We start from the raw sequence: 25,439 nt of genomic DNA, 5'->3' as shown, positions 1-25,439 counted from the left end.
AAGTTGCTCATGAATGCAACGGTACAGTCTCCGGATGGATCCGGCGGCGAGCCTTCCGGCCCCGCTCACCTCGCTGGTGGGTCGGGACGCCGAGGTGCGCCTCGCCGGTCGCCTCCTGGCCGGCGAGGACGGCCGCCTGCTGACCCTCGTGGGCGCCGCCGGCAGCGGCAAGACCCGCCTCGCGATCGCCGTGGCCGCCGCCGCGCCCGGCCCGGTGCGGTTCGTGGACATGTCCACGATGGACAGTCGCGACCCGGCCGGGTTCGTGCTCGACGCGCTCGGCGTGGCCCGCCGCCCGGACCTGAGCGGGTTCGACACGCTGCTGGAGGCCCTCGACGCGGCGGCGCTTCCGGGTGTACCGCTGGTGCTGCTGCTCGACAACTGTGAGCACGCGGCGACCGAGGTCGCGGCGCTGGCGGGACGGCTGCTGGAGGTACGACCGCTGCTTCGTGTCCTTTCGACGAGCCGGCAGCCCCTCGGTCTGCCGGCGGAGACGGTGCTCGGGGTGCATCCCCTCGATCCCGACACGGCGCTGCGGCTGTTCGAAACGCGCATGTTCGAGCGGACGGGCCGGCCGCTGCCACCGCCGCACCGCCCCGCGGCGGCCGCGATCTGCGCCGCGCTCGACGGTCTGCCGCTGGCCGTCGAGCTGGCCGCGGCGCGGGCCGCGCTGCTGTCGGTACCGGAGGTGAACCGGCTCCTCGCCGACCGCTTCCGGGTCCTGGCCGACGCGAAGGCGCCCGGCCCCGAGCACCACCGCACGCTGCGGGCCGCGCTGGACTGGTCGTACCAGCTACTGTCGCCGGACAAGCAGGCCCTGCTGCGCCAGCTCGCCGTCTTCCAGGGCGGCTGGAGCGAGGCGGCGGTGTCGGCGCTGCCCGGGTACCGGCCGGATCTGCTCGCCGCCCTGACCGAGCGCTCGCTGCTCACCGGCGGCCCCGGCCGGGGCCAGATGCTGCAGACCATCGCCGCCTATGCCGCCGCACGCCTGGCCGAGCACCCGGCCGAGGCGGCCGCCGCCCAGTCCGCGCACGCCGCCTTCTACCTGGGCCTGGCCGAGCGCGCCGCGGCGGGCATCCGCGGCCCCGAGCAGCGCGACTGGCTGCGCACGCTCACCCTGGAACAGGACAACCTGCGCGCCGCCCTGACGAGCCTGGCCGCCCGCCCCGGCCCCGGCGTCGACGCCGACCTGCGCATGGCCGCCGCCATGGCGCCATTCCAGCACTTCATCGGGGGGTACTCGCTGGGCCGCCTCTGGCTCGCCGAAGCCCTCGCCCGCCGCCCCGAGGCCCCGCCCGCCGCCCGGCTCACAGCGTCGTCGGCTGCCGCCACCCTGGCCATGCTCGCCTGCGACTACCCGGCCGCCGCGGCCCTGGCCCACCAGGCCCTCCCCCTGACCGCCGACGACGACGCGGCGGCGCGCGGCCCGCTGCTGACCCTCCTGGGCAGCGTCGAGCGCGAACGCGCCCGCTACGACGAGTCCCGCGCCCACCTGGAGGAGGCCCGCCGCCTGTACCGCAAGGCCGCCGACGCCTGGGGCGAGGGCCGCGCAACCCAGCTGGCGGGCGCGACCGCCTGGCTCTCGGGCGACCTGGACGCGGCCGCGGACCTGCTGGCCGCGAGCCTGACCGCGTTCCGTGACCTGGCCGACGCCGAGTCCGCCGCGTCCTCCCTGACCCACCTGGGCGCGGTCGCCCACTACCGCGGCGACCAGCCGGCGGCCCGCCGCCACCTGGTCGACGCCCTGGACCGCTTCACCGAGCTCGCCTTCCCGGAGGGCGTGGCGTGGGCCCAGGACATGCTGGCCCGGGTGGATCTGGCCGACGACCGCCTGGCGTCGGCAACGGAACGCCTGCGCGAGAGCCTGGCCCTGCACCGGAGGGTGGGCGACCGCTGGCGCACGGCGAGCGTCCTGGAGGCCCTGGCCGAGTGCCACCGCCGCGCGTCGGACCCGATGCACGCGGTGGCCTTGCTGGGGGCCGCAGATGTGGTACGCCGGGAAATAGCCGCCCCCACCCCCACCTGCGAACAGCCGGCGAGAACGACAACGGAGACCGCCCTGCGCGCAACGTTGCCGAATCCGGACTACGTCCGCGCCTACCGCTTCGGCACGCGAACCCCCGTGGACGATTTGCTCCCGTGACCGCGGGCTCGACATCTCCACCACACCACGCCGGGTACGCGCCCAAACTCAAAGAGTGACCCCAGGTCGGCGCGGAGCTGGCCGAGCGCACCGCCCCGGGCGACCGCATCCGGCTGCACCGCCCGACGGGCGAGCCGGTCCCCCTGGACGCCTGCCGTCCGCTATTGCTCGTCGCCGACCGTGACGCGATCGCCCCGATCCTGGCCACATTCGCGGCATTGCGCTCCGCCAATGACGGCGCCACCGAATGCAATGCCACCGTCTACTGGCCGACGCCGATCGAGCGCGACGTGTACCGCCTGGCCGACCTCGCCCCGGCCGGCACCCTCGTGGTCCGCGACCGCTTCAGCGCCGACGGCCGCGACTGGTCGGAGCACGCCGCGTTCGTGGCGGGAACGGCGGTGTCGACCGCACGGGAGGCCGAGAACCTCCGCCGGGCCGGCGTGCCGCCCGAACACCTCGTGATCGCGAGCATCGGCCAACCTGCCGCCCCGACGCGGGCCATCTGCATCGGCGACCGAGAGTTCACGATCCCGCACCGGCTGTGCCGCGTGGTCCCGCCTTGCGTGGCAGCCACCGTCGTTACGGATCGTCATATCGCCGTCACTCTCGCGGGTGAAATCCCGAAGTTTCGCTGCGTGGCAGCACTCGCGGGAGATGGCCGGGCGCGGTTACTTCTCGCACGGGCCGCCGAGTGGCGGCTCACCCGGCAGCCGGGTCAGGGCCGCCGGGTACCGCTGGTCCGTCTACGGCGAGAACATCGCCTGGGGCCAGCCGGACGCGGGAAGCGTCATGAACGCGTGGATGAACAGCCCCGGCCACCGGGCGAACATCCTCAACTGCCGGTTCCGCAACGTGGGTGTCGCCGTGGCGTACAACTCGCGCGGCGTGCCCTTCTGGACCCAGGACTTCGCCAGTCCGTGGTAGCACCGCACGGGCCCGGCTCCGCGCATGCCAGCGCGGAGCCGGGCGCGGGCGAAATTTCCGCGCCCAGAATGTGTCGACAGAGGGTGGCCCGGGAAGTACCCGCCGGAACGCATCGGCGAAATACCGGGTGATCAAGTCTGAACACGATCCGTAGTTCTTTGACTACTCCATGATGTCGAATTCGTGAGCGGTGCCGCGCATGAAAGCCGCCCGGCAATCGGGGCTTGCGGCGCCGTCGCGAACTGCACGCACCACCTCCCGGGCGACGCCGGGGTCACCGCACGAACGCATGAACGTCCACAACAGAGGGTGGCGCCGCTTCCACTCCAGCGCCTCGCATCGAGCAGGCGATTCGGCGCCGTGACGGACGGCGAACACCAGTCCGCCCCAGCGCCCGCCACACGGAGCGCGCACAGCACCTCGCGACACACGAACATCGCCAGGTCGGGCCGCCGTGACCCGCCCCGCCGTAACCCCCCGCCGCAGCCCGCTCCGCCGTAACCCACTCGCCATAACAGGTTCCGCCGTAACCCGCTCCGCCGTAACCCGCTCCGCCGTAACAGGTTCCGCCGTAACAGGTTCCGCCGTAACCCGCTCCGCCGTAACCCGCTCCGCTGCAGGATGCCCTGCTTCAGCACACCCGTTGCGGCCCACTGCGCTAGGCATCCTGTATGGCCGGCGCCCCCAGACCCGCGGTATCGCAGGCGACTCTTGGCACGAACGCTCCGTCCACGATGCACCGGGGCCACCCGCCGCACCGCCCTCCGGTTCCGCACGAGACTGCAGCCATGGTCGGCGCAACAGGGCGTCTCACACACCGCGCACACGCGGTGCCACCGACAGTTATCGTGGCGAGAGCGGTGGCGACGAGCGCGGGCCGATTCCCTGAGTACTGAGGTCGGCACGGTCCGCAATCAGTGCCGGAATTGTCGGCCGAAATGCACCACGCTCCAGCGTTCAACCGTTTCCGTATCGCAATTGTTTCGATGTTTTCGTGATCGGGCGACGCAGGGGCGGTACCAGAGAAAACGCTTTTAAAAATCTGATTCTTTAACCGATCTCCATCGATTCACCGCAAACTCGGAGCATGTCTGCACAGGGAGCGCAAGATCTGGCGCACCCGCGGGCGGAGGGCACAGATCTTGTTGACTTCCAGCGGCTTCCCATCCAGAGTTCACCGCGCGTTGTCCTCGAAGGCTGGACAGATCGCCCGAACGACCGCCTAATTGAATGCACCTCGCCCGGCACCCGCCGCCGGCCGAGCCCGCCGCCGCACCGCGCACCGCCCCGCCACTCAGCACGTCCCGCCTGAACGATCACTTTTCCCATCCGCAACACCACTCTGGGTAGCACGCACCCTTCTTCCGGGAGGCCGCCGTGAACGACACGACACCCGCCATCCTCCTTACCGAGACCACCGCCTCGGCGTATGTCGCTGCCGCCGGATTCCGGGTGGGGCCGGTCGGCCGCGTCGGCGTGGAACTCGAGTACTGCGTGCGTGACCATGCGCGACCGCTGCATCGCCCGGCGCCGGCGCGACTCCTGGAACTCCTGGCCCATCTGGGCAACCCGCTGCCCGGTGGCAGCGCGGTCACGATCGAGCCGGGCGGCCAGCTGGAGCTGTCCAGCGCCGTGGGTGCGTCGCTGACGGAGTGCCTGAGCGCACTCACCGGCGATCTGGCGCTCGTGCGGGCGACGCTGGCCGAGCACGGGCTGCATCTCGACGGGACCGGCCTCGACAAGCTGCGCCGACCACGTTTGGTGACGGATCACCCGCGCTACGTGGCCCTGGCCGAGTACCACGACCGATCGGGCGCTCGCGGACGCACCGTGATGACGAACTCCGCGTCGATCCAGGTGTGCCTTGACTCGGGTACCGACGCGTCGGGGGCCGACGCCGACGACTGGTCGCACTTTGCGCGGCGCTGGTGGCTCGCGGACGCCATCGGGCCCGTCATGATGGCCGCGTTCGCCAACTCCCCGCACGTCACCCGGGCCGGCCGCCGCTGGGCGTCCTACCGCCAGGCGCTGCGCTTCGGTACCGACGCCAGCCGCACGCGTGCGCCGCGGCGCACCGACGACCCGCGCCAGGCCTGGGCCCGGTACGCGCTCGCCGCGAAGGTCGTGATGGTCGCGCCGGCCGAGGACGACCCGGTCGCGGAGCCGAACGCACGCTGGCATGTACCGAGCGGCCTGACGATGCGTGACTGGCTGCGAGGGCACGGTCCACGCCCGGTGACGCTCACCGACCTGGAGCGGCACCTCGGCACCCTGGTACCGCCGGTGCGACCGCGCGGTTACCTGGAGTTGCGAATGATCGACCAGCAGGCCGGCGACGACTGGGTGGTGCCCGCGGCCGTGGTCACCGCACTGCTGGACGACCCCGAGGGCGCGCAGGCCGCCGTCGACGCCACCGAGCACCTGCGCTCACCGCTGCGCCGGCACCGCGACTGGCTCGCGGCCGCCCGGGACGGGCTCACCGACCCAGGCACCGCCGCCGCCGCGCTCGCCTGCTTCACCGCGGCCCAGGCCGTTCTCGCCCGCAGTGACGCCCCACTGACGGTACGTGATTCTGTCGCACAGTTCGTGGACCGCTACGTACGGCGAGGACGGTGCCCGGCCGACGATGCGCCGCAGGAGCGGACCCGCCGAATGGGTGTGGTATCAACGGGATGACCAGCCCCCGGCTTCGAGGAGTCCCGCTCGTGCGCGACATCGCCGTGTTCAGTGGTAGCGCGCATCCCGAGCTCGCGGAGGAGATCTGCGCGCAGCTTGAGGTGCCCCTGCTACCCGTCCGGGTGGATCGATTCGCCAATGACTGCCTAGAGGTACAACTGCAGGCAAACTGCCGCGAACGAGACGTGTTCCTGATCCAGCCGCTCGTGCCGCCGGTGCAGGAACACCTCGTCGAACTGCTGCTCATGCTGGATGCCGCACGCGGCGCGTCGGCGGCGCGGACCACGGTGGTCATGTCGCACTACGCGTACGCGCGGTCCGACAAAAAGGACGAGCCGCGCATCTCTATCGGCGGCCGGCTCGTCGCCGACCTGCTCTCGGCCGCGGGCGCGAGCCGCGTGCTCACGCTGACCCTGCACTCTCCGCAGGTGCACGGCTTCTTCTCGGTGCCGGTCGACCACCTGCACGCGCTGCGTGAGCTGGCCAGGCACTTCCGCGGCCACGACCTGTCGAACGCGGTCGTGGTGTCGCCCGACCTGGGCAACGCGAAACCTGCCTCGGCATTCGCGCGCCTTTTGTCGGTACCCGTGGCAGCCGGCGCCAAGCAGCGCTTCTCCGACGACCACGTGGTCATCAGCACCGTGATCGGCGACATCGAGGGGCGCGACGTCATCGTCCTGGACGACGAGATCGCCCGCGGCAGCACCGTGTTCGAGCTCATCGACCGGCTGCGCGAGCGGGGCGTGGCGAGCATCCGGGTGGCGTGTACGCACGGTCTCTTCACCGGCGACGCTCTGCGACGACTCCAGGAACAGGACGACGTCCTGGAGATCGTGTGCACGAACAGCGTCCCGCTGCCGAAGGACAAGTGGGTCCCGAAGCTGCGGGTGCTGTCGATCGCGCCGGCGATGGCGGAGGCCATGCGCCGCATCCACAACGGCGAGTCCGTCAGTTCGCTGTTCCACTGAGCGGTTCGCCGCCCGTTCCTCGCGGGTCCAACCGGGGTGGCGCGCCGTATCCCACGGCGAGCCATCCCGTTCCTCGCCGCTCCGCTCTCGCCGCTCCGCTCTCGCCGCTCCGCTCTCGCCGCTCCGGTGCTTGCCGCTCCGCTCTCGCCGCTCCGGTGCTTGCCGCTCCGACCGAGGCGGCGTGGCGTATCCCCCCTCGGTTTGCCGCCCTGTCTCACGGTCTCGCCGCCCGCTCCTCAGCGGGCGGCGTCACTTTTTCCCGCATCACGGGTGGGTCAATCTCGATCGCCTGAACGGTCGCGGCCGGCGCCCGCGTTCCGAATCGCCCGGCCCACTTCCAGCCCTCGGCACCCGCAGGTGTCCGATCTCCGCGGATCGGTTGTGCGCCCCTTTCGATCATGATCGGATGCCGGAACATCCCTGGACCAGTGGGAGAGTTCCCGATGTTCGTGACGATCCGTGGCTGAGGCGGCACGGAGTGACGATGGCCGCGGCAGCACGGTAGCCGCGCGCAACGCTGACACCTTCGGTGACGGTGTCGATACGGTGCGCATCGGCGTACTCGGGCCGCTGTGGACCGAGGTCGGCGGGGTCCCGGCCGACGCCGGTGGGCCGCGGCAGCGTGCGGTGCTCGCCCGGCTCGTGGCTGCCGGCGGGCACGTCGTGCCGACGGATCGGTTCATCGACGACCTGTGGCAGGGCGAGCCGCCGCCGAAGGCGCTCGCGGCCCTGCAGGTGTACGTCTCCAACCTGCGCCGAGCGCTTGAACCCGGGCGGGCGCCGCGCACACCGGCGACCGTTGTGGTGTCGGCGGCACCCGGGTACGCGTTGCGGCTGCCGGACGAGCGGGTGGACTCGTGGCGGTTCGAGGCCCTCCTGCGGCAGGGCAGCGACGTGGCGGAGTCGGACCCGCGTACGGCGGATCGGCTACTGCGGGCGGCGCTCGACGCGTGGGCCGGTCCCGCGTACGCCGAGTTTGCCGACGAGGCCTGGGCCGCCCCCGAGGCGGCTCGTCTCGAAGGGCTACGCCTGGCTTGCGTCGAGGCCGCCGGGCGGGTCGCGCTGCGGCTGGGCCGGGCGGCGCTGGTCGTACCGGAGCTGGACCGCCACGTGCAGGAGCACCCGCTGCGCGAGGAGGCCGTGCATGTGCTGGCCAGCGCGCTGTACCGGGCGGGGCGGCAGGCGGACGCCCTCGCCGCGCTGCGTCAGGCCCGCGAGCGGCTCGCGGACGAACTGGGCGTCGATCCCGGCCCGGCGCTGCGCGCCCTGGAGGCCGATGTCCTCGCGCACGCCGAGTACCTTTCCGCTGACGCTCCAATACCGCCGTCCGCCGCGGAACCGTCTCCAGCTTCGAACGCACAGCGTGATGCGATCACTACATCGCGGTCCTCGTCCGGCGCCGGACGTGGCGTCGAGGCACTCGGGCGCGACGAGGAACTGGCCAAGCTGTCAGCCGCGGCCGAGGCGGTGCGACGTGACGGTCTGCGCATCGTCTGGGTCGGTGGCGAGGCGGGAGCCGGCAAGTCGACGCTGGTGCGGGCGTTCTCGATGGCGATGGCGGAGCGTGGCTGGCGGGTCGCCTGGGGTCGCTGCCCGGAGGTTGACGGGGCGCCACCGGCGTGGGCGTGGACGGAGGTCCTGACTGGCAGCGGCGCGGACCTGTCCTCCTTCGGGCCGGTGCCCTCCACGGCTGGGCCAGCATTCGCACCACCTGCTTCCATGCCCAGTCCTCCTCTCGCGCCGTCGCCGTCGCCCTCGACGCCCGCGGCCCCGTTCGCGCCGTCGCCTTTGACGTCCGCGGCCGCGCCGTCGCCTTTGACGTCCGCGTCCGCGGCCGCGCCGTCGCCTTTGACGTCCGCGTCGCCCTTGGCGCCGTCGCCCTCGACGTCCGCGGGCCAGCCGTTCGCGCCGCCGTCTGCCGTGGCCCCGTCCTCGTTCGCGCCGGCGCCCTCCTCTGCGGCCGTTTCGGCAGACCAAGCCAGCGGCGCCGAACACGTTCGTCAGTTCGGCAACGGCGGCTTTGAGGCGAGCAACTGGCGTTCGGCCGACGCCACGGACCGGCGCGGCGACGGGGGCCATTTCCAGCTCGCGCAGGCCGTCGGGGAGCGGCTCGGGTCGGGCGGGGCGCTACTGGTCGTGCTCGATGACGTACACCGTGCCGATGGCGAGACGTTGCAGGTGCTGCGGCACGTGGCGGTTGCGCTGGGTGGGCGTTCCGTGCTCGTCGTGGCCACGTTCCGTACCGGGGAGGACCACCCGCAGCTTGGGGCCGCCCGCGCCGCGCTGGCCGGGCCCCGGTCGATGGAGCTGCTGCTCGGCGGGCTCGAGCCCGACGCGGCGGCGCGGGTGCTGGCCGGGCACCTCGGGGCTCCGGTGGAGGCCGAGGTCGCCGCGGTGGTGCACGAGCGTACCGGCGGCAACCCGTTGTTCCTGGCCGAGATTGCCCGGCTGATCTCGGCGGAGGGAGCCGGCAGCGCGGTCCGGGCCATTCCGGCCGGGATCGGGCACGTCCTGCGGCGACGGCTGGCCCGGCTGCCCGCGCCGGCGCAGACGGTACTGCGGCATGCCTCGATCCTTGGGCGTGACGTGGACATCGATGTGCTCGCCGAGGCGTTCACCGAGGACGAGGATGCGGTGCTCGACGGCCTCGAGGCCGGGGTGCTGGCCGGGCTGCTGGAGGAGCCCGGGCCCGGACGCGTGCGGTTCGGTCACGCCCTGTTACGGGATGTGCTCTACGACGACATGCCGCAGCTTCGTCGCCGACGGTTGCATGAGCGGGTACTGAACGTGTTGGAGCGGGCCGCGCCCGAGGACGTCGCGGCGCTCGGGCACCACGCGCTGGCCGCCGCTACCCCGGCAAGTGCGGTCCGGGCGGCTCGGCACGGCGCCGCGGCGGCCCGGCAGGCGGCGGGGATGTTCGCGCACCGAGAGGCGGCGCAGCTGTACGGGGCGTCGCTCGACGCACTCGGCCTGCGGCGGCCGGGCTCCGCTGAACCCGGTGACCACTCGGCCACGCTTGCCCTCGATCTGCTGTGCGGGCTGACGTCGGCGCGGGCGAACTCCGGCGATGCGATGGGGGCGCGGGCGGCGCGCTGGGACGCCGTCCGGGCCGCGGCGCAGTTGACGGGCATCGACCTGCGCGCATTCGAGGCCGATACGACCGGCGGCACCGCACGCGAATTTGAGGCCGCTACGACCGGCGACACCGCGGGCGTGATCGAAGTCGATGTGGCCGGCGGCGCCGGGAATGGAGCGACTCGTCACCCCGGCGTGGCCGCGCCGGCAGTGGCCGGTGTCGGCCGGCCGCGCACGGTGAACGTGGCGGACGCGACCGGGCTTGACGACGTCGTCGATGTTGAGCCGCTCGCGCGTGCGCTGGCCGCGTTCGATGCGCCCGTGGCGTGGACGATTCGTGTCGCACGGTACATCGACCGGCCGCTTGTCGGGTTGCTGGAAGGGGTTCTTGCCCGCGCCGATGTTCCTGCCCGGTTGCGCGGGCGGATGCTCGTCGCGCTCGTGTACGAGCTCGAGGGCGACGAGCTCGCCCGGTGCGCCGAAGCCAGCGCGGAAGCGTTGCGTATCGCGAGGGCAGAGGGTGACGCGCTGTTGTTGTGCCAGGCGCTCAACGCACGGTACTTCGCGGTGCTCAATCCCCAGCGCCGGCATGAACTGCCCGTCGTCGGGGCGGAACTGCTCGAGGTCGCGGAGCGCGCCGGGCTGCTCGGGTTTCAGGCTCAGGCGCATCACGTGCTGTACCAGGCGGCGCTGGAGCGCAACGACCTGCGCCTCGCTCAGGAGCACCTCGACCGGGCGCTCGAGCGGTCGACCGCCGGGCAGCTGGGCGTGACGCTCTCCGTGATGGCGATTCTCGGCGCGATCCGGGCCGTGTTCGCCGGTGACCACGCGACCGCGGAGCGGATCTACACCGAGCTCGGCGAGCGGATCGAGGCCGCCGGGCAGCCCAACGCCACCCTGGTCGGCATCGTCGGGGTGTTCTTCATCCGCCTCACGCAGGGTCTCGGGCACACCTGGCTGCCGGTGCTCGAGCCGTTGCGCGACCTGCCCACCGCCGAGGCAGAGGCCGGGGAGTTCATCGCCCGTGCGCTCGTCGACGCCGGGCGGCTCGACGAGGCCCGCGCGGCGTGGAAGCCGCACCTGCCGATTCGCGAGGACTACTACTGGCTGGCGATCATGGGGCTGCGCGGTGAGAACGCGGCCGCGCTGGGTGACGTGGCCGTGGCCGCCGAGTGTTACGAGCTGTTGCGGCCGTGGGCCGGTCAGTTCGTGGGCCTGGCCAGCGGTACCGTGCCCGGCCCCCCGGTCGACCTGGTGCTCGGGCGGCTGGCGATCGCGCTCGGGCAGCCCGCGGACGCCCACTTCGAGGCCGCGAAGGCCCTGGCCACCCGCACCGGCGCGACGCCCTGGATGTAGCGCGGGGCAGGGCCCGGGGCGGATCGGATCAGCCGAAGATCAGGCGTTCGCGGCGCAGGAAGCCCGGGCGTACCGCGGCCAGCATCAGGCGCAGCACCGGGCCGGCCAGGCGGTACAACTCCTCGAGCTCCCCGGCCGTTGCGTACCGCTCGATGCGCGGCAGCTCGAAGCCCATCTTGCCGCCCTTGCGGACCGCGTCCTCGACCTTCTGCCATTGGTCGCCGGAGACGTACCGGCGGATGACGGGGAAGATCGTGCGCTCCTCGTCCTCGATGTGCTCGTCGAGGAGGTCACGCAGCGTGGCCAGCGAGTCGGCCAGTCTCGCGGCCGCGTCCCGGTCACCGGGCGTAGCGGCGAGAGCGGCGGACTGTGTGCGGATGCGGTCGAGCAGCGGGTCGAGCTGGGCGTGGTCGTCGGTGAGCTCGGCGAGGTCGACCTCGGCGCCGGCGGTCGCGCGCAGGACCGGCCACAGGACGTCGTCCTCGGCCTGGTGATGGTGGTGGATGCCGGCGCAGAGGTCGGTCAGGTAGCGGTGGATGGCCTGGGCGCGACCCGGAGTGCCGGGGACGCCACCCTCGGCGATGGCGCGGGTCACCTCGGCGAACCGGTGGGCGTCGCCGCGCATCGAGCGGTGGTTGATGGTGATACCGAGGAGGTTGGGTTCGGAGCTCTTCATGCCGTACAGCAGACGACGACCCGGTTGGCGGGCACTTAACGGCGGCTTGGCGGGGGCGGGCAAACGCACAATGGCGATGCCCGGTCAGCGCGCCTCGACGATGCGCTTCAGCGCCTCCAGGTCGGCCCGGACCAGGCCGCTGTCGCGGGCGAAGTCGGCGTCCGACATGCCGGCCTGCCGGCGCAGCGTGAAGACGAGCTCGCTGCCGTCGTCGTGCGGGACGACGCGCAGCGGGTTGTGGAACACCTCGCCGGTGGGGAGGTGGACGGTGTGGTCGAGGACGCCGAACGGGTTGTCCGGGGGGAAGGTGAGCTCGATGCGGTCGTCGCCGGAGATCGCGTACCAGCGGTCGCCGTCGCGCTCCACGGCGCTGCACAGGCCGGGCGCCCACTCCGGGAGGCGGGCCGGGTCGGCGGCGTACTCGTAGACCTCGGCCGGGGGCCGCGCGATGTGCACACTGATGTGTATCGACTCGCTCGCCACGCCCGCCATCCTGCCACGATCGGGTCAGCGATTCCGGCCGCCCCGCTGATTGGTTACCGTTGATGTGTGACGGTGCCGATGCAGTTCACACAGGAATTCTGGAACAATCCCCATCCCGTGTACGCGCAGCTGCGGCAGGAAGCACCGGTGCACCCGGTGACGCTGCCGAACGGCATCGAGGTCTGGCTCATCACGCGGTACGCGGACTGCAAGGTGGCGCTGGCCGACCCGCGGCTGTCGAAGCGCCAGGGCGCCGGCGACAACGCCCGGCAGCTCGCGCGGCCGGTGAGTACGCCGCTGACCAGGCATCTGCTCGCGAACGACCCGCCCGATCACACCCGGTTGCGGCGGCTGGTGTCGAAGGTGTTCACGGCCCGCCGGGTCGAGGAGCTGCGCCCGCGGGTCGGTGAGCTCAGCGCCGCCCTGATCGAGTCGCTGCGCGCGAAGGGCGGCACCGCGGAACAGAGCGGCAAGGGCGGCGCCGCGGAACTGGTCGAGGATTACGCGGTACACCTCCCGATCCAGGTCATCTGCGAACTGCTCGGGGTGCCGATCGAGGACCAGGCCGACTTCCGGCGCTGGACCGGCGTGATGGTGTCGGCGTCGGCGGGCGGGCCCGGGGTTCCCGAGGCGGCCGCCGCGTTCGTCGGCTACCTGCTGGGGCTCATCGAGCGCAAGCGGTCGGCTCCGGCCGGTGACCTGCTCAGCGCGCTCATCGCGACCAGGGACGAGGGCGACCGGTTCAGCGAGGACGAGCTGACGTCGATGGCGTTCCTGCTGCTGCTCGCCGGGCACGAGACGACGGTGAACCTGATCGGCAACGGGATGTACACGCTGCTGACCCAGCCGGAGGCGTACCAGCGGCTGCGGAAGGACCCGTCGCTGGTGCCGGCCGCGGTCGAGGAGCTCCTGCGGCTGGAGAGCCCCGTGGAGACGGCCACGTCACGGACCGCCACCGAGGCGGTCACGTATGGCGATGTGACGATTCCGGCCGGGGCGATGGTGGCCATCTCGCTGCTGGCGGCGGACCGGGACCCGGAGCGCTTCCCGAACCCGGACGCGTTCGACCTGGATCGGGCCGACAACCAGCATCTGGCGTTCGGGTACGGGATCCACTACTGCCTCGGGGCGCCGCTCGCGCGGCTGGAGGCGCAGATCGCCTTCACGGACCTGCTGACGGCGTTCCCGGACATGCGGCTGGCGGTTTCGCCCGCGGAGGTGGCGTGGCGGACGGGCGTGCTGATCCACGGGCCGAGTGCGCTGCCGGTAACGCTGTAGGAAGTTCAGTCGTCGGGCATGTGGCCGCCGGCGCCCAGGAAGAACGCCGAGAGGCCCAGCACCGCCACCACCAGGGCGGCCAGCTTGGTGAAGCGGCCCGTCGGGTCGGCGATCGTGACGTTGAACCAGCCGCGGGGGTCCTTGCGGACGCGTACCGTGTCGCCGACCTTCGGCTCCGTGCTGAGGAACCGCAGCCGGCCCAGGTTCTCGCCCGTCGTGCGGTCGGCGACCTGGTAGGCCGGGAAGCGCTTCTCCGAGACCTTGCTCACGGCGCGCACGACGTGGGTCACCTGGGCGTCGGTGGGGACGCCCTCGCGGGACATGTACGCCGGCAGGACCAGCAGCGCCCCCAGGACCGACGCGAACGTCAGGACCAGCAGCATCACCACGCGGTTGCCGGCCGAATGGTCGGGGGCGCCGAGGCGGTAGAGGAGGTATCCGGGCACGGCCGCGAACAGCGACAGGGCCAGGCCGACCGCCAGCCAGGTGAAGCTGGGACCGCCGGCCAGGATGCCGGTCACGATGACGAACGCGGTCGTCAGGACCAGGGCCACCAGCGTCCGCCAGATGCCCTTGATCAACGCGCCCCACGGATAGTGCCTCACGAGTGGCCACCGTAGGCGATCAACGGGCGGAGCGCTGCCCCCGGGTCGGCATCAATTCGCCGACCCGGGATCAGATCGTGCCGGCCACCCGCTGTACCGCCACCGAATAGTCGGGAACGGCGGACATCGCCGCGGCCAGGCGCAGGAACGGCAGGGCCTCCCGGGGGCGGTTCTGGCGTTCGAGCGTGCGGCCCAGCAGGTGGCAGGCGTAGTGGTCGCTCGGGTCGCGGTCGACCAGCGTGCGCAGGTGCGTCTCGGCGCGGTTGAGCTGCGCGGAGGCGAAGTACGCACGGGCCAGCCACAGCCGCACCTCGGCGTTGCCGGGCTCCTCGTCCAGCACGCTGGACAGGATCTTGGCGGCCTCGATGGGGTCACCGGCGTCGAAGTAGAGGACTCCCCTGCGGTACTCGGCGATCACGTCGTTCATGGGTATCCACAACGCACGGCGGGTACCGATTGATTCCTAGTGCGCCTTCAACCACCCGATCAGGTCGTCGAGCACGCGCTCCTGCTCCGGCTCGTTGTACACCTCGTGGTGCAGGCCCTCGTAGATGTGCAGGGTCAGGTCGGACGAGCCGGCGCGCGCCGCGATCAGGCGGCTCGACTCGGCGTCGACCAGGCCGTCCTCGGAGCCATGCAGCACCAGCGTGGGCAGCGTGAGCTCGGGCAGGCGGCGCTGGAACACGGTCATCTGCGTGAGCATCGCGCCGCCGAGGCCGGCCGGGACCTTGCCGTGGTGCACGAGCGGGTCCGCGTCGTACTTCGCCACCACCGCCGGGTCCTTCGAGATCAGCTTCGACGGCAGCGACTGCACCGGCGCGCCCGGCGCGATGCGGCCGAGCACCTTCGCGACCGCGATGGCGGGCTTCGGAATACCCTTGCCGGGCACGACCGGCGTGCCGGACAGCACCAGCGCGCGCAGGCCGGCCTGGTGATCAAGCGCGTACGCGAGCGCGATCATGGCCCCCATGCTGTGCCCGATCAGGAACGGCACCTGCCCCGGATGACGCTCCCGCACCTGCGTGAAGAGCAGATCCAGATCCCGGGTGTACTCGCTGATGCTCCGCGCCAGCAACCGTTTACCCTCGGAACGTCCGTGCCCGCGATGATCGGGCGCGTACACGGCGAGCCCGATGTCACCGAGCCGCCGCACCACGTGGTCGTACCGCCGGGCGTGCTCTCCCATCCCGTGCGAGAGCACCACGACCCCGGTCGTGCCGGCCTCGGGCCGCCACACGTCGTAGACGATCCGGACGCCGCCGCCACCGGTGAGAGCGAGCTCTTCACGCTGCATGGCTGCATGGTCCGCCGCACGCCCGCGCTCCGCAAGGAGCCCCGCGGCGTTCGTGACAAACTGGCCACCGCCCGTCACGTTGTCGCCGGCGCCTCCGCCGGCGTGAGGCGAGCCGCCCGGCGGGCCGGATGGAGGGCGGCCAGGAGGGCCACCGCGCCCAGGCCGACGAACAGGGCGCGAACGTCCCCTTGGCGGCCGTGCGCTTCGCCGGGTCGGGTCCACGTCGCCCGCCGGGCTCGGGTCGGCCGCCCCGGCGCGGGCGGTTTTGTCGGAGGCGCGGCCGGCCGGCGCGGCCACGGTCACGGTCACGCCCATGGCCGCCAGTGTGCGAGCGGGCCGGTTTCGCCCCGGTGAGCACGGGCGCGACCCGTTTCGCCGTCCCCCGCGCTCCCGACCCCTACCGATGTCCGCCGTGGGTCACGAACATCTCACTCTGTGCGCTCGGCGGCCGATCTCTCGATGCAGAACTCGTTGCCCTCGGGATCGGTGAGCACGACCCAGCCGGTACCGTCTGGACGTCTGAAATCACCGATACGAGAGGCGCCCAGGGCAAGCACCCGCTCCACCTCCTCGTCGCGGGTCGCATCCAGCGGCTGGACATCGAAGTGGATGCGGTTCTTCACGCTCTTGGGCTCGGGGACGCGGATGAACAGCAAGCCGGCGGAGCCGTCTGGGGCAAGGATGAGCGCCTGATCATGCGTGGGCAGGTTGGGGTCGTTGGGTTGTTCCTCGTAGCCGGTAATCGCACTCCAGAAGAGGGACAAGCGGTACGGATCGGCGCAGTCGATCGTGATGTGCCTGATGCGGACGGTCATTGCGTCAAGGTATATGTGACAACGGTGTTGCCGCCGAGAGGAGCCGAAGGTTGCTGACAGCTGGCCCGGCGTGGACGGCCCCGGCCGACCGCCCGCAGACGCCCGCACCACTGCTGAGCGGCGCCGAAGAGGTGCTGGTCCTGACCGGCGCGGCCGACCTCGGGTTCGCCGAGGCCTGCCTGCGCGAGGCCCGGGCGGCCGGCGCCCGCACCACTGTGCTGTACGACGCGCGCGCCGGCGCTACGGTGGGTGACGGCTCGGCCGCGGTACGCGATGTCCTGCCCATCCCCGTCCTGCCCCGCTCCGGAGGCGCCTTCCGGGCACGCGTGGTGATCGCGGCGTCACCGGACGCGGCCACGGTGTCGATCGGCTCCGGCGACGCCACGCCCGGCGGCTGGGGGCGCGACGCGGAGGTGTGGACGCACCTGACGGCGGACGGCGCGACGGTACCGACACTGATCACCGACCTCGCGGACTGGCTGCGGCGCCTGCCCGGCCTGCTGTGGATCGAGGCCCTGGGCGTGGAGCGCCTCGAGGCGGTCGCGGCGCTGCTGAGCGCCCGCCCGCACGCGGCCGAGCCCGACGAGCCGCTCCTGCTGGTCAACGACCAGGTGCCGATCGTGGAGCAGCTGCCGTTCGCGGCGGGCGCCGACCGGCTCGGGGTCGCCACGAACGCGTTCGACCCGGCCGGGCGGGCGTTCGGCGAGATCGCCCGCGCGGTGCGCGCGTTGCAGGTGAGCCTGCTGGTGCCGTCCGGGGTCCGCAGCGACGTGGCCGGGCTGACCGGCGCGCTCGACGAGGTCGGCGGGTTCGACGAGACCGGCGAGGTGCTCGTGCAGACTCCGGCGGACGGACGGTACCGCGGCGCCGGGCTCGTCGAGTGGTGGACCGGCGACGCCGGCGTGCTCGTCACCGGCGGCCTGGAGTGCACGCCCGAGTCACTGCTGGTGACGGCGGCCGACCCGGGCGGCAACTGCGAGCTGGCCCTGCTGCAGGAGGTGACCGCGTCGCTGCTGGACGAGCTGGAGACGCGCGACATCACTCTCGGCGATGGTTCGCTCGCCGTCCGTACCCCGGAGCCGGTGCCGCCCGCCACGACCCGCGTGCTCGCGGTGCGTGTGCACGCCGACCGGATCGAGGCGAGCCTGGTCGCGGCCGGCTCGACGGCGCCCGACGGGCTCTTGGTGACCGCCGGCGAGACGTCGGTGAAGCTGCCGTGGAGCGGGGCGGAGGAGCGGTTGCACACGTACGTGGCGGAGGACGTGCGGCTCGGCGGCCGCTCGGCGCAGGTCCGGGCCGCGGACGGTACGCAGCTGGGCACCGCCGTCGTGAACGACGTCGCCGTGGCCGTGACCCGCTACAGCCACGCGTCGCCGCTGGAGTTCCGCGAGCTGGCGAGCGTGTTCGGCGACGCCGCGGACCTCGAGGCGCTCTTCGCCGCCGTCGCCCAGCTCGCCTCCGGGCGCACCCCGCGCCACGGCGTGCCCGTCGCCGAGCGCCGCGCCGCCGAGGAGGAGCGGCTGCGCGGCATCGTCGGCCCCGCGCTGCTCGACTTCGCCTTCGGGCGCGCCGCGGTGGACGCCGCCGACGAGCTCGGGATCGCGGTCATGGGCATGGACGCCGGCCAGATCGAGCGCCTGCGCCAGCAGGTGCTGCGCCTCGGCGGGGCGGCCGCGGGCTGGCCGCTGCCGGCCCGGCTGGCCGCGTTCCGCATCGTGCTCGTGCTCGCCGCGGCCGGCCTGTGGCCCGCGCCCCAGGACTGGACGCCGCTGGTGGCGGCCGGCCTCGACTCGCTCGTCGCGGCCGACGACGAGGCGTTCGCCGCGGAGCAGGCCGCGCTCGCCACGGTCGGCATCGCGGCGGTACATCACGGTCACCTCCTGTCACCGCTCGGCGGCTTCGAGGAGCTGCGCGCCCAGGTCCGCCTGGACGAGGCCCCGCCCGCCGAGATCGTCGCGCGCTACGCGAACGGCCTGGCCGGCGACGTCCTCGGCCCCGAGTTCCGCGCCGAGGACATCGCCGCCGACGCCGGGGAGCTGCTCGTGCGCTCCGCGTTCGACGACGCGGTCGACGCGATTCCGGAGTCGATCGGTACCGTGCAGCGCTCCGACGCGGGCGGCGTGCTGGTCGACACCTCGAAGGACCCGCGGCGCACGGCGCTGCTCGTCCTGGACCTGCTGCGCGACTTCCCCGACACGCACGTGACCGTCCGGGGCGCCGCCGGCACCGAGACCCACGGCTGGTGGAACGGCCGCCGGCTGGTGCTGCTGCAGCCGTTCGGCGGGCGGTGGCGAGGTTCGCTGTGGCCGGGCCTGATGACGGGCATCGCCACGTACGCGAAGGGCGCCTCCCCCCTCCCGACCGCGTCCCGCACCTGGATCACGGAGGTCGCCGAGATGGGCGAGGGCTGAGGCCCGCCGGATTATCGAATTACGATTATCGGCAATCCCCCGACGATAATTCGCCACCCTTCCCGCGATTACGGTGCGATCACCGCTCGGGGTCCCACGGCCGGCGATCGAGGACGAGGCCGGCCGGGCCGCGTCCGGTCCGGGCGGCAACCCCGTCTCCCGGCCCTGGGAGCCGTCGCGGTGCCGGCGACGACATCTCGCCGCGGGCCGGTGCGGCAACGCGCCGCGGGCCGGTGCGGCAACGCGCCGCGGGCCGGTGCGGCAACGCGCGGAGCATCCGGACGCCGTCCGACCGGTATCGCCAATGCACAACGGCGCCGCGGTGACGGACAGCCGACCGGCGACGTGCACGCGGGATCCGTCGTCCCCGCGTCAGGCATCGCCCGCGCACAACGGCGCGGACGCGGCGCCGTCGTTACGGACGGGCGGCCGGCGACCGGCATCCGATATCCGGTATCGCTCGCGCGCCATGGCACCAGCGCGGCGCAGTAGTGACGGATAGGCGGCTCCAGCAGGCCGTACTTGTACGCAGACGGCGCCGGTGCGGCGCTGCACGCTGCGTGCATGAAGCACAACGCAGTCGTCCTCGGCGGCAGCGTCGCCGGGCTCCTCGCGGCGGCCGCACTCGCGCCGCGGTACGACACCATCGAGATCATTGAGCGGGACATTCTCCCGGCCGGGCCGCAGGCGCGGCGGGGGGCGCCCCAAGGGCGGCACGTGCACGCGATGCTGCCCCGCGGGCTGCAGGCGATCGAAGGCCTGCTGCCCGGAATCACCGAGCGGCTCGAGGCGGCCGGCGGGATGCGCGGCGACGTGCTCGGCAACGCGCGCTGGCACCTCAACGGCCGGACCTTGCGCCGGCGGGACATCGGCCTCGCCGCGATCACCGCCAGCCGGGCGCTCATCGAGGCCACGATCCGGGCCGCGGTCCGGGAGCTGCCGAACGTCACCATCACCGACGGTCACGACATTGTCGGTTTCGCCACGGGCCGGGCCGTGCGCATCACCGGGCGGCACGGGCAGGGCTCGCGGGTCGTGCCGGCGACGCTCGTCGTCGACGCCACCGGGCGCGGCTCGCGTATGCCGCAGTGGCTCGCCGCGCTCGGCGGGGCGGCGGCGCCGCGGGACGAGGTGCTGATCGACGTGCGGTACGCCTCGCGCGTGTTCGAGGGCGACCTGCTCGGCGACGCCCTCGTGGTCGTCACCGCGCGGTACCCGGGGCAGCGGCGCAGCTCGGTGATGCAGCGGCTCGAGGGCGGCCGCGTCCTGGTGACGCTCGCCGGGGTGCACGGGGAGCGGCCCCCGGGCGATCCGGCCGGGTTCGCGGCCTACGCCGACACGCTCGCCGTCGCCGACACCGCCAAGGTCATCGCCGAGGGGCGGCCGGTCGGCGACGCGGTTCCGTTCCATTTTCCCGCGTACGTGCGGCACCGGTACGACCAGGCCGAGCTCCCGCCGGGCGTCGTCGTGATCGGTGACGCGGCGTGTGCGTTCAACCCCGTGTACGGGCAGGGCATGTCGGTGGCGGCGATGTCGGCCGAGCTGCTGCGCGAGGATGACGACCCGCGGCGCTTCCACGCCGGGCAGGCCCGGCTGCAGGATGCGCCGTGGACCCTGGCCGTCGGCGCGGACCTGGCCCTCGACGGCGCACCCCCGACTGGGCCGGCGGCGATGGTCCGGGCGCTGCAGCTGGCCGCGGTCGAGGACGCCGACCTGGCCGAGGCGTTCATCCGGGTGACGTCGCTCGTCGACCCGCCGTCGGCGCTCGGCGCGCCCTGGATCGCGCAGCGTCTGCAAGCAAGGCAGCGACCGCCGGAAGAGCAGACGACCGCCTAGCGATCACGCGAGAAACAGAAAACACAAAGCGAGAGCAGGGAACAGCACGCCGCCGGCCCGCTACCGCGCTTCGCGCGAGACGGGCAGGCACGACCGTGTACGCAGAAAGCAAAGCGGCCGGCGTCCGATAACGGGACGCCGGCCGCGCAACGAGCAGCAGGGCTCAGAAGCCGCGCGCCAGCCGGTAGTAGGCCGCGTTCCAGCGGACCTCCTTGGCGAACTGCCGCGCCGTGGTGTCCTGGTCGATGACCAGCAGCTCCGTGCCCACCATCTCCGCGAGGTCGTGCAGCTCCTCCACCCCGACCGCCTGCGACAGCACCGTGTGGTGCGGGCCCCCGGCGGTCAGCCAGGACTCGGCCGAGGTCGCGAGGTCCGGGGCCGGCTTCCACACCGCGCGGGCCACCGGCAGCTTCGGCAGCGGGGCCGACGGCGGGACGACCTCGATCTCGTTCGCCACGAGGCGGAACCGCTCCCCCAGGTCGGCCAGGCCGAGCACGACCGCCGGGCCGGGCGCGGCGTCGAAGACCAGGCGGACCGGGTCCTCGCGGCCGCCGATGCCGAGCGGGTGGATCTCGCACGACGGGGTGCCGGCCGCGATCGACGGGCAGACCTCGAGCATGTGGGCGCCGAGGATGACCTCCTGGCCGGGCGTGAGGTCGTACGTGTAGTCCTCCATGAACGACGTCCCGCCCCCCGGGGCCATCGCCTTGAGGGTGCGCACGAGCACGGAGGTCTTCCAGTCGCCCTCGCCGCCGAAGCCGTAGCCGTCGGCCATGAGCCGCTGCACGGCCAGGCCCGGCAGCTGCCGCAGGCCGCCGAGGTCCTCGAAGTTCGTCGTGAACGCCTTGTACCCGCCGGCCTCGAGGAACGAGCGCAGGCCCAGCTCGATGCGGGCGGCGTACCGCAGCGCGTCGGCCCGCTCCCCCAGCAGGGCCGAAGCCACGCGGTAGGTGTCGGCGTACTCCTTCACGAGCCGGTCGACGTCGGCGTCCAGCGACGCGTCGACGGCCTCCACGAGGTCGTTGACGCCGTAGGTGTTCACCGAGACACCGAAGCGCAGCTGGGCCTCGACCTTGTCGCCCTCGGTCACGGCCACGTCGCGCATGTTGTCGCCGAAGCGGACGAGCTTGAGCGAGCGCATCTCGGCGTAGCCGGCCGCGGCCCGGGCCCAGGCGCCGATGCGCTGGGCCACGCGCGGGTCGGACACGTGCCCGGCCACCGTCTTGCGGGGGACGCCGAGGCGGGACTGGATGTACCCGAACTCGCGGTCGCCGTGCGCGGCCTGGTTGAGGTTCATGAAGTCCATGTCGATGTCGGACCACGGCAGCTCGACGTTGGCCTGCGTGTGCAGGTGCAGCAGCGGGGTGCGCAGCGCGTCGAGGCCGGCGATCCACATCTTGGCCGGGGAGAACGTGTGCATCCAGGCGACGACGCCGACCACGTTCGGGTCGGCGCCGGCCTCGAGGCACACCCGCAGGATGTCGCCGGCCGAGGTGAGCACCGGCTTCCACACCACGCGCGGGCCCACGGCCGGCGACTCGTCGAGGGTCGCGGCGATCTGGCGCGACTGCGACGCCACCTGCTCCAGGGTCTCCGGTCCGTAGAGCCCCTGGCTACCGGTGAGGAACCAAATTTCGTGCGTCGTCATCGTGCGCCCTTCTGGCCGTAAACGTTCTGGTATCGGTCGAACAGGGAGTCGACGGCCTCGGCGGGCAGCCGCTCCACGGGACCGAGCTGACGGGCGAGGTGCATGGTGCGGGCCACGTCCTCGCACATGACGGCCGCCTTGACGGCGGCCTTGGCGGTCTTGCCGATGGTGAACGGCCCGTGCTGGCGCATCAGGACCGCGGGCGAGCGGTGCCCCCGGAGGGTCTCGACGATGCCCCGGCCGATCGCGTCGGAGCCGATGAGCGCGAACGGCCCGATCGGGATGTCCCCGCCGAACTCGTCGCCCATCGCCGTGATCGAGCACGGGATCGGCTCGCCGCGGGCGGCCCAGGCGGTCGCGTACGGGCTGTGCGTGTGCACGACCCCGCCGACCTCGGGCATGTGGGCGTAGACGTACCCGTGCGCCTCCGTGTCCGACGACGGCGCGTGGCGCCCGTCGACGAGCTTGCCCGAAAAGTCGGCGACGACCATGTCGTCCGGGGTCAGCTCGTCGTAGGAGACGCCGGAGGGCTTGATGACGAGCAGCTCCTCGCCCGGCACCCGGGCCGAGACGTTCCCCGCGGTCCACGTCACCAGGCCCCAGCGGGTGAGCTCGGCGTGCAGGGCGCACACCTCATCACGAAGACGCCGGATCACCGGGCGACCTCTTCCCGCAGCGTCCGCAGCCGGTGCAGCACGTCGTTGGTACCCCTTCCAAAGTAGTCGTGCAGAGTCACGTACTCGGCGTAGAGCCGGTCGTAGACGTCCGCCGCCGCGGAGTCCGGAACATAGACCGCGCGCGAGACCTTGCCCATCGCCTCGGCCGCGGCCCGGATGTCGGGGTAGACGCCCGCGGCGACCGCGGCGTGCATCGCCGAACCGAGCGCGGGGCCCTGCTCCGAGCCGATGATCGAGATCGGCCGGCGCAGGACGTCGGCGTAGATCTGCATCAGGAAACGGTTGCGCAGCAGGCCGCCCGCGGCGATGAACTCGACGACCGGAACGCCCGAGGACTCGAGCGTCTCGACGATGGTCCGGGTGCCGAAGGCGGTCGCCTCGACGAGGGCGCGGTACACGTCCTCCGGCCGGGTGTGCAGCGTCTGGCCCACGATGACGCCGGACAGGCCGTGGTCGACGAGGACCGACCGGTTGCCGTTGTGCCAGTCCAGCGCGACGAGGCCGTGCTCGCCGGGCTTCTGGGCCGCGGCGCGCTCGGTGAGCTCGTCGTGGGACAGGCCGCCCGAGAGCAGCGTCTCGACGTACCAGCCGAAAATGTCGCCGACGCCGGACTGGCCGGCCTCGAAGCCCCACAGGCCCGGGATGATGCCGTCCTGCACGACGCCGCACATGCCCGGCACCTCGCGCAGCTCGGCGCCGCTCATCACGTGGCAGGTCGAGGTGCCCATGATGGCCACGAGCTGCCCCGGCTCGACCGCCTTGGCGGCCGGCGCGGTCACGTGCGCGTCGACGTTGCCCACCGCGACGGCGATCCCGGCCGGCAGCCCGGTCCAGGCCGCCGCCTGCTCGGTGAGCCCGCCGGCCCGCCCGCCGAGCGGGGCGAGCGGTCCGTCCACCTTGGACACCCAGTCGCCGAAGCCCGGGTCGAGCGCCTCCAGGAACGCCTTCGACGGGTAGGAGCCGTCCTGGTAGACGCCCTTGTACCCGGCCAGGCCGACCATACGCGTCTCCACGCCGGCCAGCTGCCAGACGATCCAGTCGGCCGCCTCGATGAAGCGCTCGGCCCGTGCGTAGACGTCCGGCGCCTCCTCCAGCACCTGCAACGCCTTGGCCAGCTGCCACTCCGAGGAGAGCTTCCCGCCGTACCGCGAAATCCAGGGCTCCTGCCGGGAATGGGCGAGCTCGTTGATCCGGTCGGCCTGACCCTGTGCGGCGTGGTGCTTCCACAGCTTCGGATAGGCGTGCCGGTCCGCCGGCAGCACCTCGCACAGCGGGGTGCCGTCGGCGAGCACGGGCAGGAACGTGCACGCGGTGAAGTCGGTCGCGATGCCGACGACGTCGCCCGGGTCGATGCCGGCCGCGGCCACCGCCTGCGGTACCGCGGTGCGCAGCACGTCGATCCAGTCCGACGGTATCTGCAGTGCCCAATGTGGAGGGAGGGGGTCCCCGGTCGCCGGTAGGGTGCGCTCGACGGCGCCGTGCCGGTACTCGTGGACGGCCGTGGCGACCTCGGCCCCGTCATCCGTCCGGACGACGAGGGCGCGCCCGGACAGGGTGCCGAAGTCGACGCCGACTACGTACTGGGTCATCTGCTACTCCGTGCGGTCTGTTTCCTGGTCACCGTCCGCTGCAGCACGATGAAGACGAACAGCAGCGCACCGATGAAAATCTTGGTCCACCACGAGCTGAGGGTGCCCTGGAACGTGATGATGCTCTGGATGAGCCCGAGGACGCCGATGCCCAGGACGGTGCCGAGCACGTAGCCGGACCCGCCGGTGAGCACCGTGCCCCCGATGACGACGGCCGCGATCGCGTCGAGTTCCATGCCCAGCGCGTTGAGGCCGTAGCCCGATGGCGTGTAGAACGTCAGCAGTACGCCGCCGAGCGCGGAGCACAACCCGCTGATGGTGTAGACGCCGATCCGGGTACGCCCGACGGGAAGACCCATCAGCAGCGCCGACTGCTGGTTGCCGCCCAGGGCGTACACGTTACGGCCGAAGCGCGTGTACGCCAGGACGTAGGCGGCCACCACGACGACCAGCAAGGCGATGACGACGCTCCAGGAGACGTGGAAGCCGCCGAAGCGCACCTTGTCGGAGGCGATCTCGTTCCAGAACTCGTTCGTGATCGGGATCGAGTCCGTGCTGATGACGTAGCAGGTCCCGCGGGCCAGGAACATGCCGGCGAGGGTCGCGATGAACGGCTGGATGTCGAAGAAGTGGATGATCGCGCCCATGCCGAGGCCGATGAGGCCGCCGACCGCGAGCACCACGACGAACACGACGCCCGGGTTGACGCCCTTCTCCAGCAGCGACGCGGCGATCATCGTGGTGAGCGCGACGACCGCGCCGACGGACAGGTCGATGCCGCCGGTGAGGATCACGAACGTCATGCCGACCGCGACCACGAGCAGGAACGCGTTGTCGATGAAGACGTTCAGCACGATCTGCGTGTCGTCGAAGCCTTCGTAGCGCACGACGCCCGCGCCGTACATGACGCACAGCAGGATGCCGGTCGCCATCGCGGGCTTGCGCAGCCACGCGGCCACGACCTGCTGCCAGTCGCGGCCCT

Annotated in this window: 18 protein-coding genes; 8 read left to right on the top strand and 10 right to left on the bottom strand. The window is 72.5% G+C overall.

Translation table 11 applies throughout. The features are described from left to right. Positions 1-34 precede the first annotated feature (34 nt). From AB0B76_RS07910 to AB0B76_RS07890, 5 genes are all read left to right on the top strand, one after another. Entirely contained in the window at positions 35-2,143 is a 2,109-nt protein-coding gene (locus AB0B76_RS07910) for a hypothetical protein (RefSeq protein ID WP_360371155.1), read from the top strand. Between the two features lie 615 nt (positions 2,144-2,758). Continuing rightward, entirely contained in the window at positions 2,759-3,070 is a 312-nt protein-coding gene (locus AB0B76_RS07905; RefSeq protein WP_360371152.1) for a CAP domain-containing protein, read from the top strand. A gap of 1,377 nt (positions 3,071-4,447) precedes the next feature. Further along, complete coding sequence (locus tag AB0B76_RS07900) at positions 4,448-5,746, top strand: glutamate-cysteine ligase family protein (protein WP_360371149.1); 1,299 nt, start codon at positions 4,448-4,450, stop codon at positions 5,744-5,746. A 29-nt stretch (positions 5,747-5,775) separates the two neighbouring features. Further along, positions 5,776-6,714 carry a ribose-phosphate pyrophosphokinase gene (locus tag AB0B76_RS07895; protein ID WP_360371146.1) on the top strand — a complete coding sequence of 313 codons (939 nt, stop codon included), beginning with the start codon at positions 5,776-5,778 and terminating at the stop codon, positions 6,712-6,714. A 546-nt stretch (positions 6,715-7,260) separates the two neighbouring features. Continuing rightward, entirely contained in the window at positions 7,261-11,145 is a 3,885-nt protein-coding gene (locus AB0B76_RS07890) for a BTAD domain-containing putative transcriptional regulator (RefSeq protein WP_360371143.1), read from the top strand. A 28-nt stretch (positions 11,146-11,173) separates the two neighbouring features. On the opposite strand, the gene AB0B76_RS07885 is transcribed toward AB0B76_RS07890, so the two are convergent. Together AB0B76_RS07885 and AB0B76_RS07880 are read right to left on the bottom strand one after the other, a co-directional pair. Further along, a complete protein-coding gene (locus tag AB0B76_RS07885) occupies positions 11,174-11,821 on the bottom strand; it encodes a hemerythrin domain-containing protein (RefSeq protein ID WP_360371140.1) in 648 nt (215 codons plus the stop codon). 84 nt (positions 11,822-11,905) lie between these two features. Beyond that, positions 11,906-12,304, bottom strand: a complete 399-nt coding sequence (locus tag AB0B76_RS07880) for an SRPBCC family protein (protein WP_360371137.1) — start codon at positions 12,302-12,304, stop codon at positions 11,906-11,908. A gap of 66 nt (positions 12,305-12,370) precedes the next feature. Here AB0B76_RS07880 and AB0B76_RS07875 point away from each other — a divergent pair, with 66 nt between their 5' ends. After that, complete coding sequence (locus tag AB0B76_RS07875; RefSeq protein ID WP_360371134.1) at positions 12,371-13,582, top strand: cytochrome P450; 1,212 nt, start codon at positions 12,371-12,373, stop codon at positions 13,580-13,582. A gap of 5 nt (positions 13,583-13,587) precedes the next feature. On the opposite strand, the gene AB0B76_RS07870 is transcribed toward AB0B76_RS07875, so the two are convergent. From AB0B76_RS07870 to AB0B76_RS07855, 4 genes are all read right to left on the bottom strand, one after another. After that, positions 13,588-14,187: a hypothetical protein gene (locus AB0B76_RS07870; protein ID WP_360371131.1), complete on the bottom strand. Its 600-nt coding sequence runs from the start codon at positions 14,185-14,187 to the stop codon at positions 13,588-13,590. Between the two features lie 70 nt (positions 14,188-14,257). Further along, complete coding sequence (locus tag AB0B76_RS07865; protein ID WP_360371128.1) at positions 14,258-14,614, bottom strand: tetratricopeptide repeat protein; 357 nt, start codon at positions 14,612-14,614, stop codon at positions 14,258-14,260. 36 nt (positions 14,615-14,650) lie between these two features. Then, complete coding sequence (locus tag AB0B76_RS07860; RefSeq protein ID WP_360371125.1) at positions 14,651-15,481, bottom strand: lysophospholipase; 831 nt, start codon at positions 15,479-15,481, stop codon at positions 14,651-14,653. A gap of 428 nt (positions 15,482-15,909) precedes the next feature. Next, positions 15,910-16,296: a VOC family protein gene (locus AB0B76_RS07855; protein ID WP_360371122.1), complete on the bottom strand. Its 387-nt coding sequence runs from the start codon at positions 16,294-16,296 to the stop codon at positions 15,910-15,912. Positions 16,297-16,346: 50 nt separating this feature from the next. Between AB0B76_RS07855 and AB0B76_RS07850 the strand changes: the two genes are divergently transcribed. Continuing rightward, complete coding sequence (locus AB0B76_RS07850; RefSeq protein WP_360371119.1) at positions 16,347-18,707, top strand: hypothetical protein; 2,361 nt, start codon at positions 16,347-16,349, stop codon at positions 18,705-18,707. Between the two features lie 564 nt (positions 18,708-19,271). Beyond that, the gene (locus AB0B76_RS07845) at positions 19,272-20,543 is read left to right on the top strand and encodes an FAD-binding monooxygenase (RefSeq protein ID WP_360371116.1); all 1,272 of its coding nucleotides are present in this window, start codon (positions 19,272-19,274) and stop codon (positions 20,541-20,543) included. A gap of 163 nt (positions 20,544-20,706) precedes the next feature. Here the strand turns inward: AB0B76_RS07845 and araA are convergent, their stop codons facing one another. Genes araA through yjfF form a run of 4 tightly spaced genes read right to left on the bottom strand, consistent with a single transcriptional unit; the run spans position 20,707 to position 25,389 of the window. Next, on the bottom strand, positions 20,707-22,191 hold the full coding sequence (gene araA / locus AB0B76_RS07840) for an L-arabinose isomerase (RefSeq protein WP_360371113.1): 1,485 nt from the start codon (positions 22,189-22,191) through the stop codon (positions 20,707-20,709). Then, positions 22,188-22,847: an L-ribulose-5-phosphate 4-epimerase gene (locus AB0B76_RS07835; RefSeq protein WP_360371110.1), complete on the bottom strand. Its 660-nt coding sequence runs from the start codon at positions 22,845-22,847 to the stop codon at positions 22,188-22,190. The genes araA and AB0B76_RS07835 overlap by 4 nt, the downstream gene beginning before the upstream one ends. Then, positions 22,844-24,457, bottom strand: a complete 1,614-nt coding sequence (gene araB, locus AB0B76_RS07830) for a ribulokinase (protein WP_360371107.1) — start codon at positions 24,455-24,457, stop codon at positions 22,844-22,846. The genes AB0B76_RS07835 and araB overlap by 4 nt, the downstream gene beginning before the upstream one ends. Then, positions 24,454-25,389, bottom strand: a complete 936-nt coding sequence (gene yjfF / locus AB0B76_RS07825) for a galactofuranose ABC transporter, permease protein YjfF (RefSeq protein WP_360371657.1) — start codon at positions 25,387-25,389, stop codon at positions 24,454-24,456. Before yjfF ends, araB begins: the two co-directional genes overlap by 4 nt. Positions 25,390-25,439 lie beyond the last annotated feature (50 nt).

The organism is Dactylosporangium sp. NPDC049140 (assembly GCF_040648435.1).
Note: the sequence above shows the minus strand (reverse complement) of the source record. Positions and strands in the feature narration are given on the sequence as shown.

Excerpts from the sequence above, each read along its gene's own strand:
- AB0B76_RS07860 (WP_360371125.1), bottom strand. The coding sequence starts at position 15,481 with ATGCAGCGTGAAGAGCTCGCTCTCACCGGTGGCGGCGGCGTCCGGATC.
- AB0B76_RS07885 (WP_360371140.1), bottom strand. The coding sequence starts at position 11,821 with ATGAAGAGCTCCGAACCCAACCTCCTCGGTATCACCATCAACCACCGC.
- yjfF (WP_360371657.1), bottom strand. The coding sequence starts at position 25,389 with ATGGCGACCGGCATCCTGCTGTGCGTCATGTACGGCGCGGGCGTCGTG.
- AB0B76_RS07855 (WP_360371122.1), bottom strand. The coding sequence starts at position 16,296 with ATGACCGTCCGCATCAGGCACATCACGATCGACTGCGCCGATCCGTAC.
- AB0B76_RS07910 (WP_360371155.1), top strand. The coding sequence starts at position 35 with ATGGATCCGGCGGCGAGCCTTCCGGCCCCGCTCACCTCGCTGGTGGGT.
- AB0B76_RS07845 (WP_360371116.1), top strand. The coding sequence starts at position 19,272 with ATGAAGCACAACGCAGTCGTCCTCGGCGGCAGCGTCGCCGGGCTCCTC.
- AB0B76_RS07865 (WP_360371128.1), bottom strand. The coding sequence starts at position 14,614 with ATGAACGACGTGATCGCCGAGTACCGCAGGGGAGTCCTCTACTTCGAC.
- araB (WP_360371107.1), bottom strand. The coding sequence starts at position 24,457 with ATGACCCAGTACGTAGTCGGCGTCGACTTCGGCACCCTGTCCGGGCGC.
- araA (WP_360371113.1), bottom strand. The coding sequence starts at position 22,191 with ATGACGACGCACGAAATTTGGTTCCTCACCGGTAGCCAGGGGCTCTAC.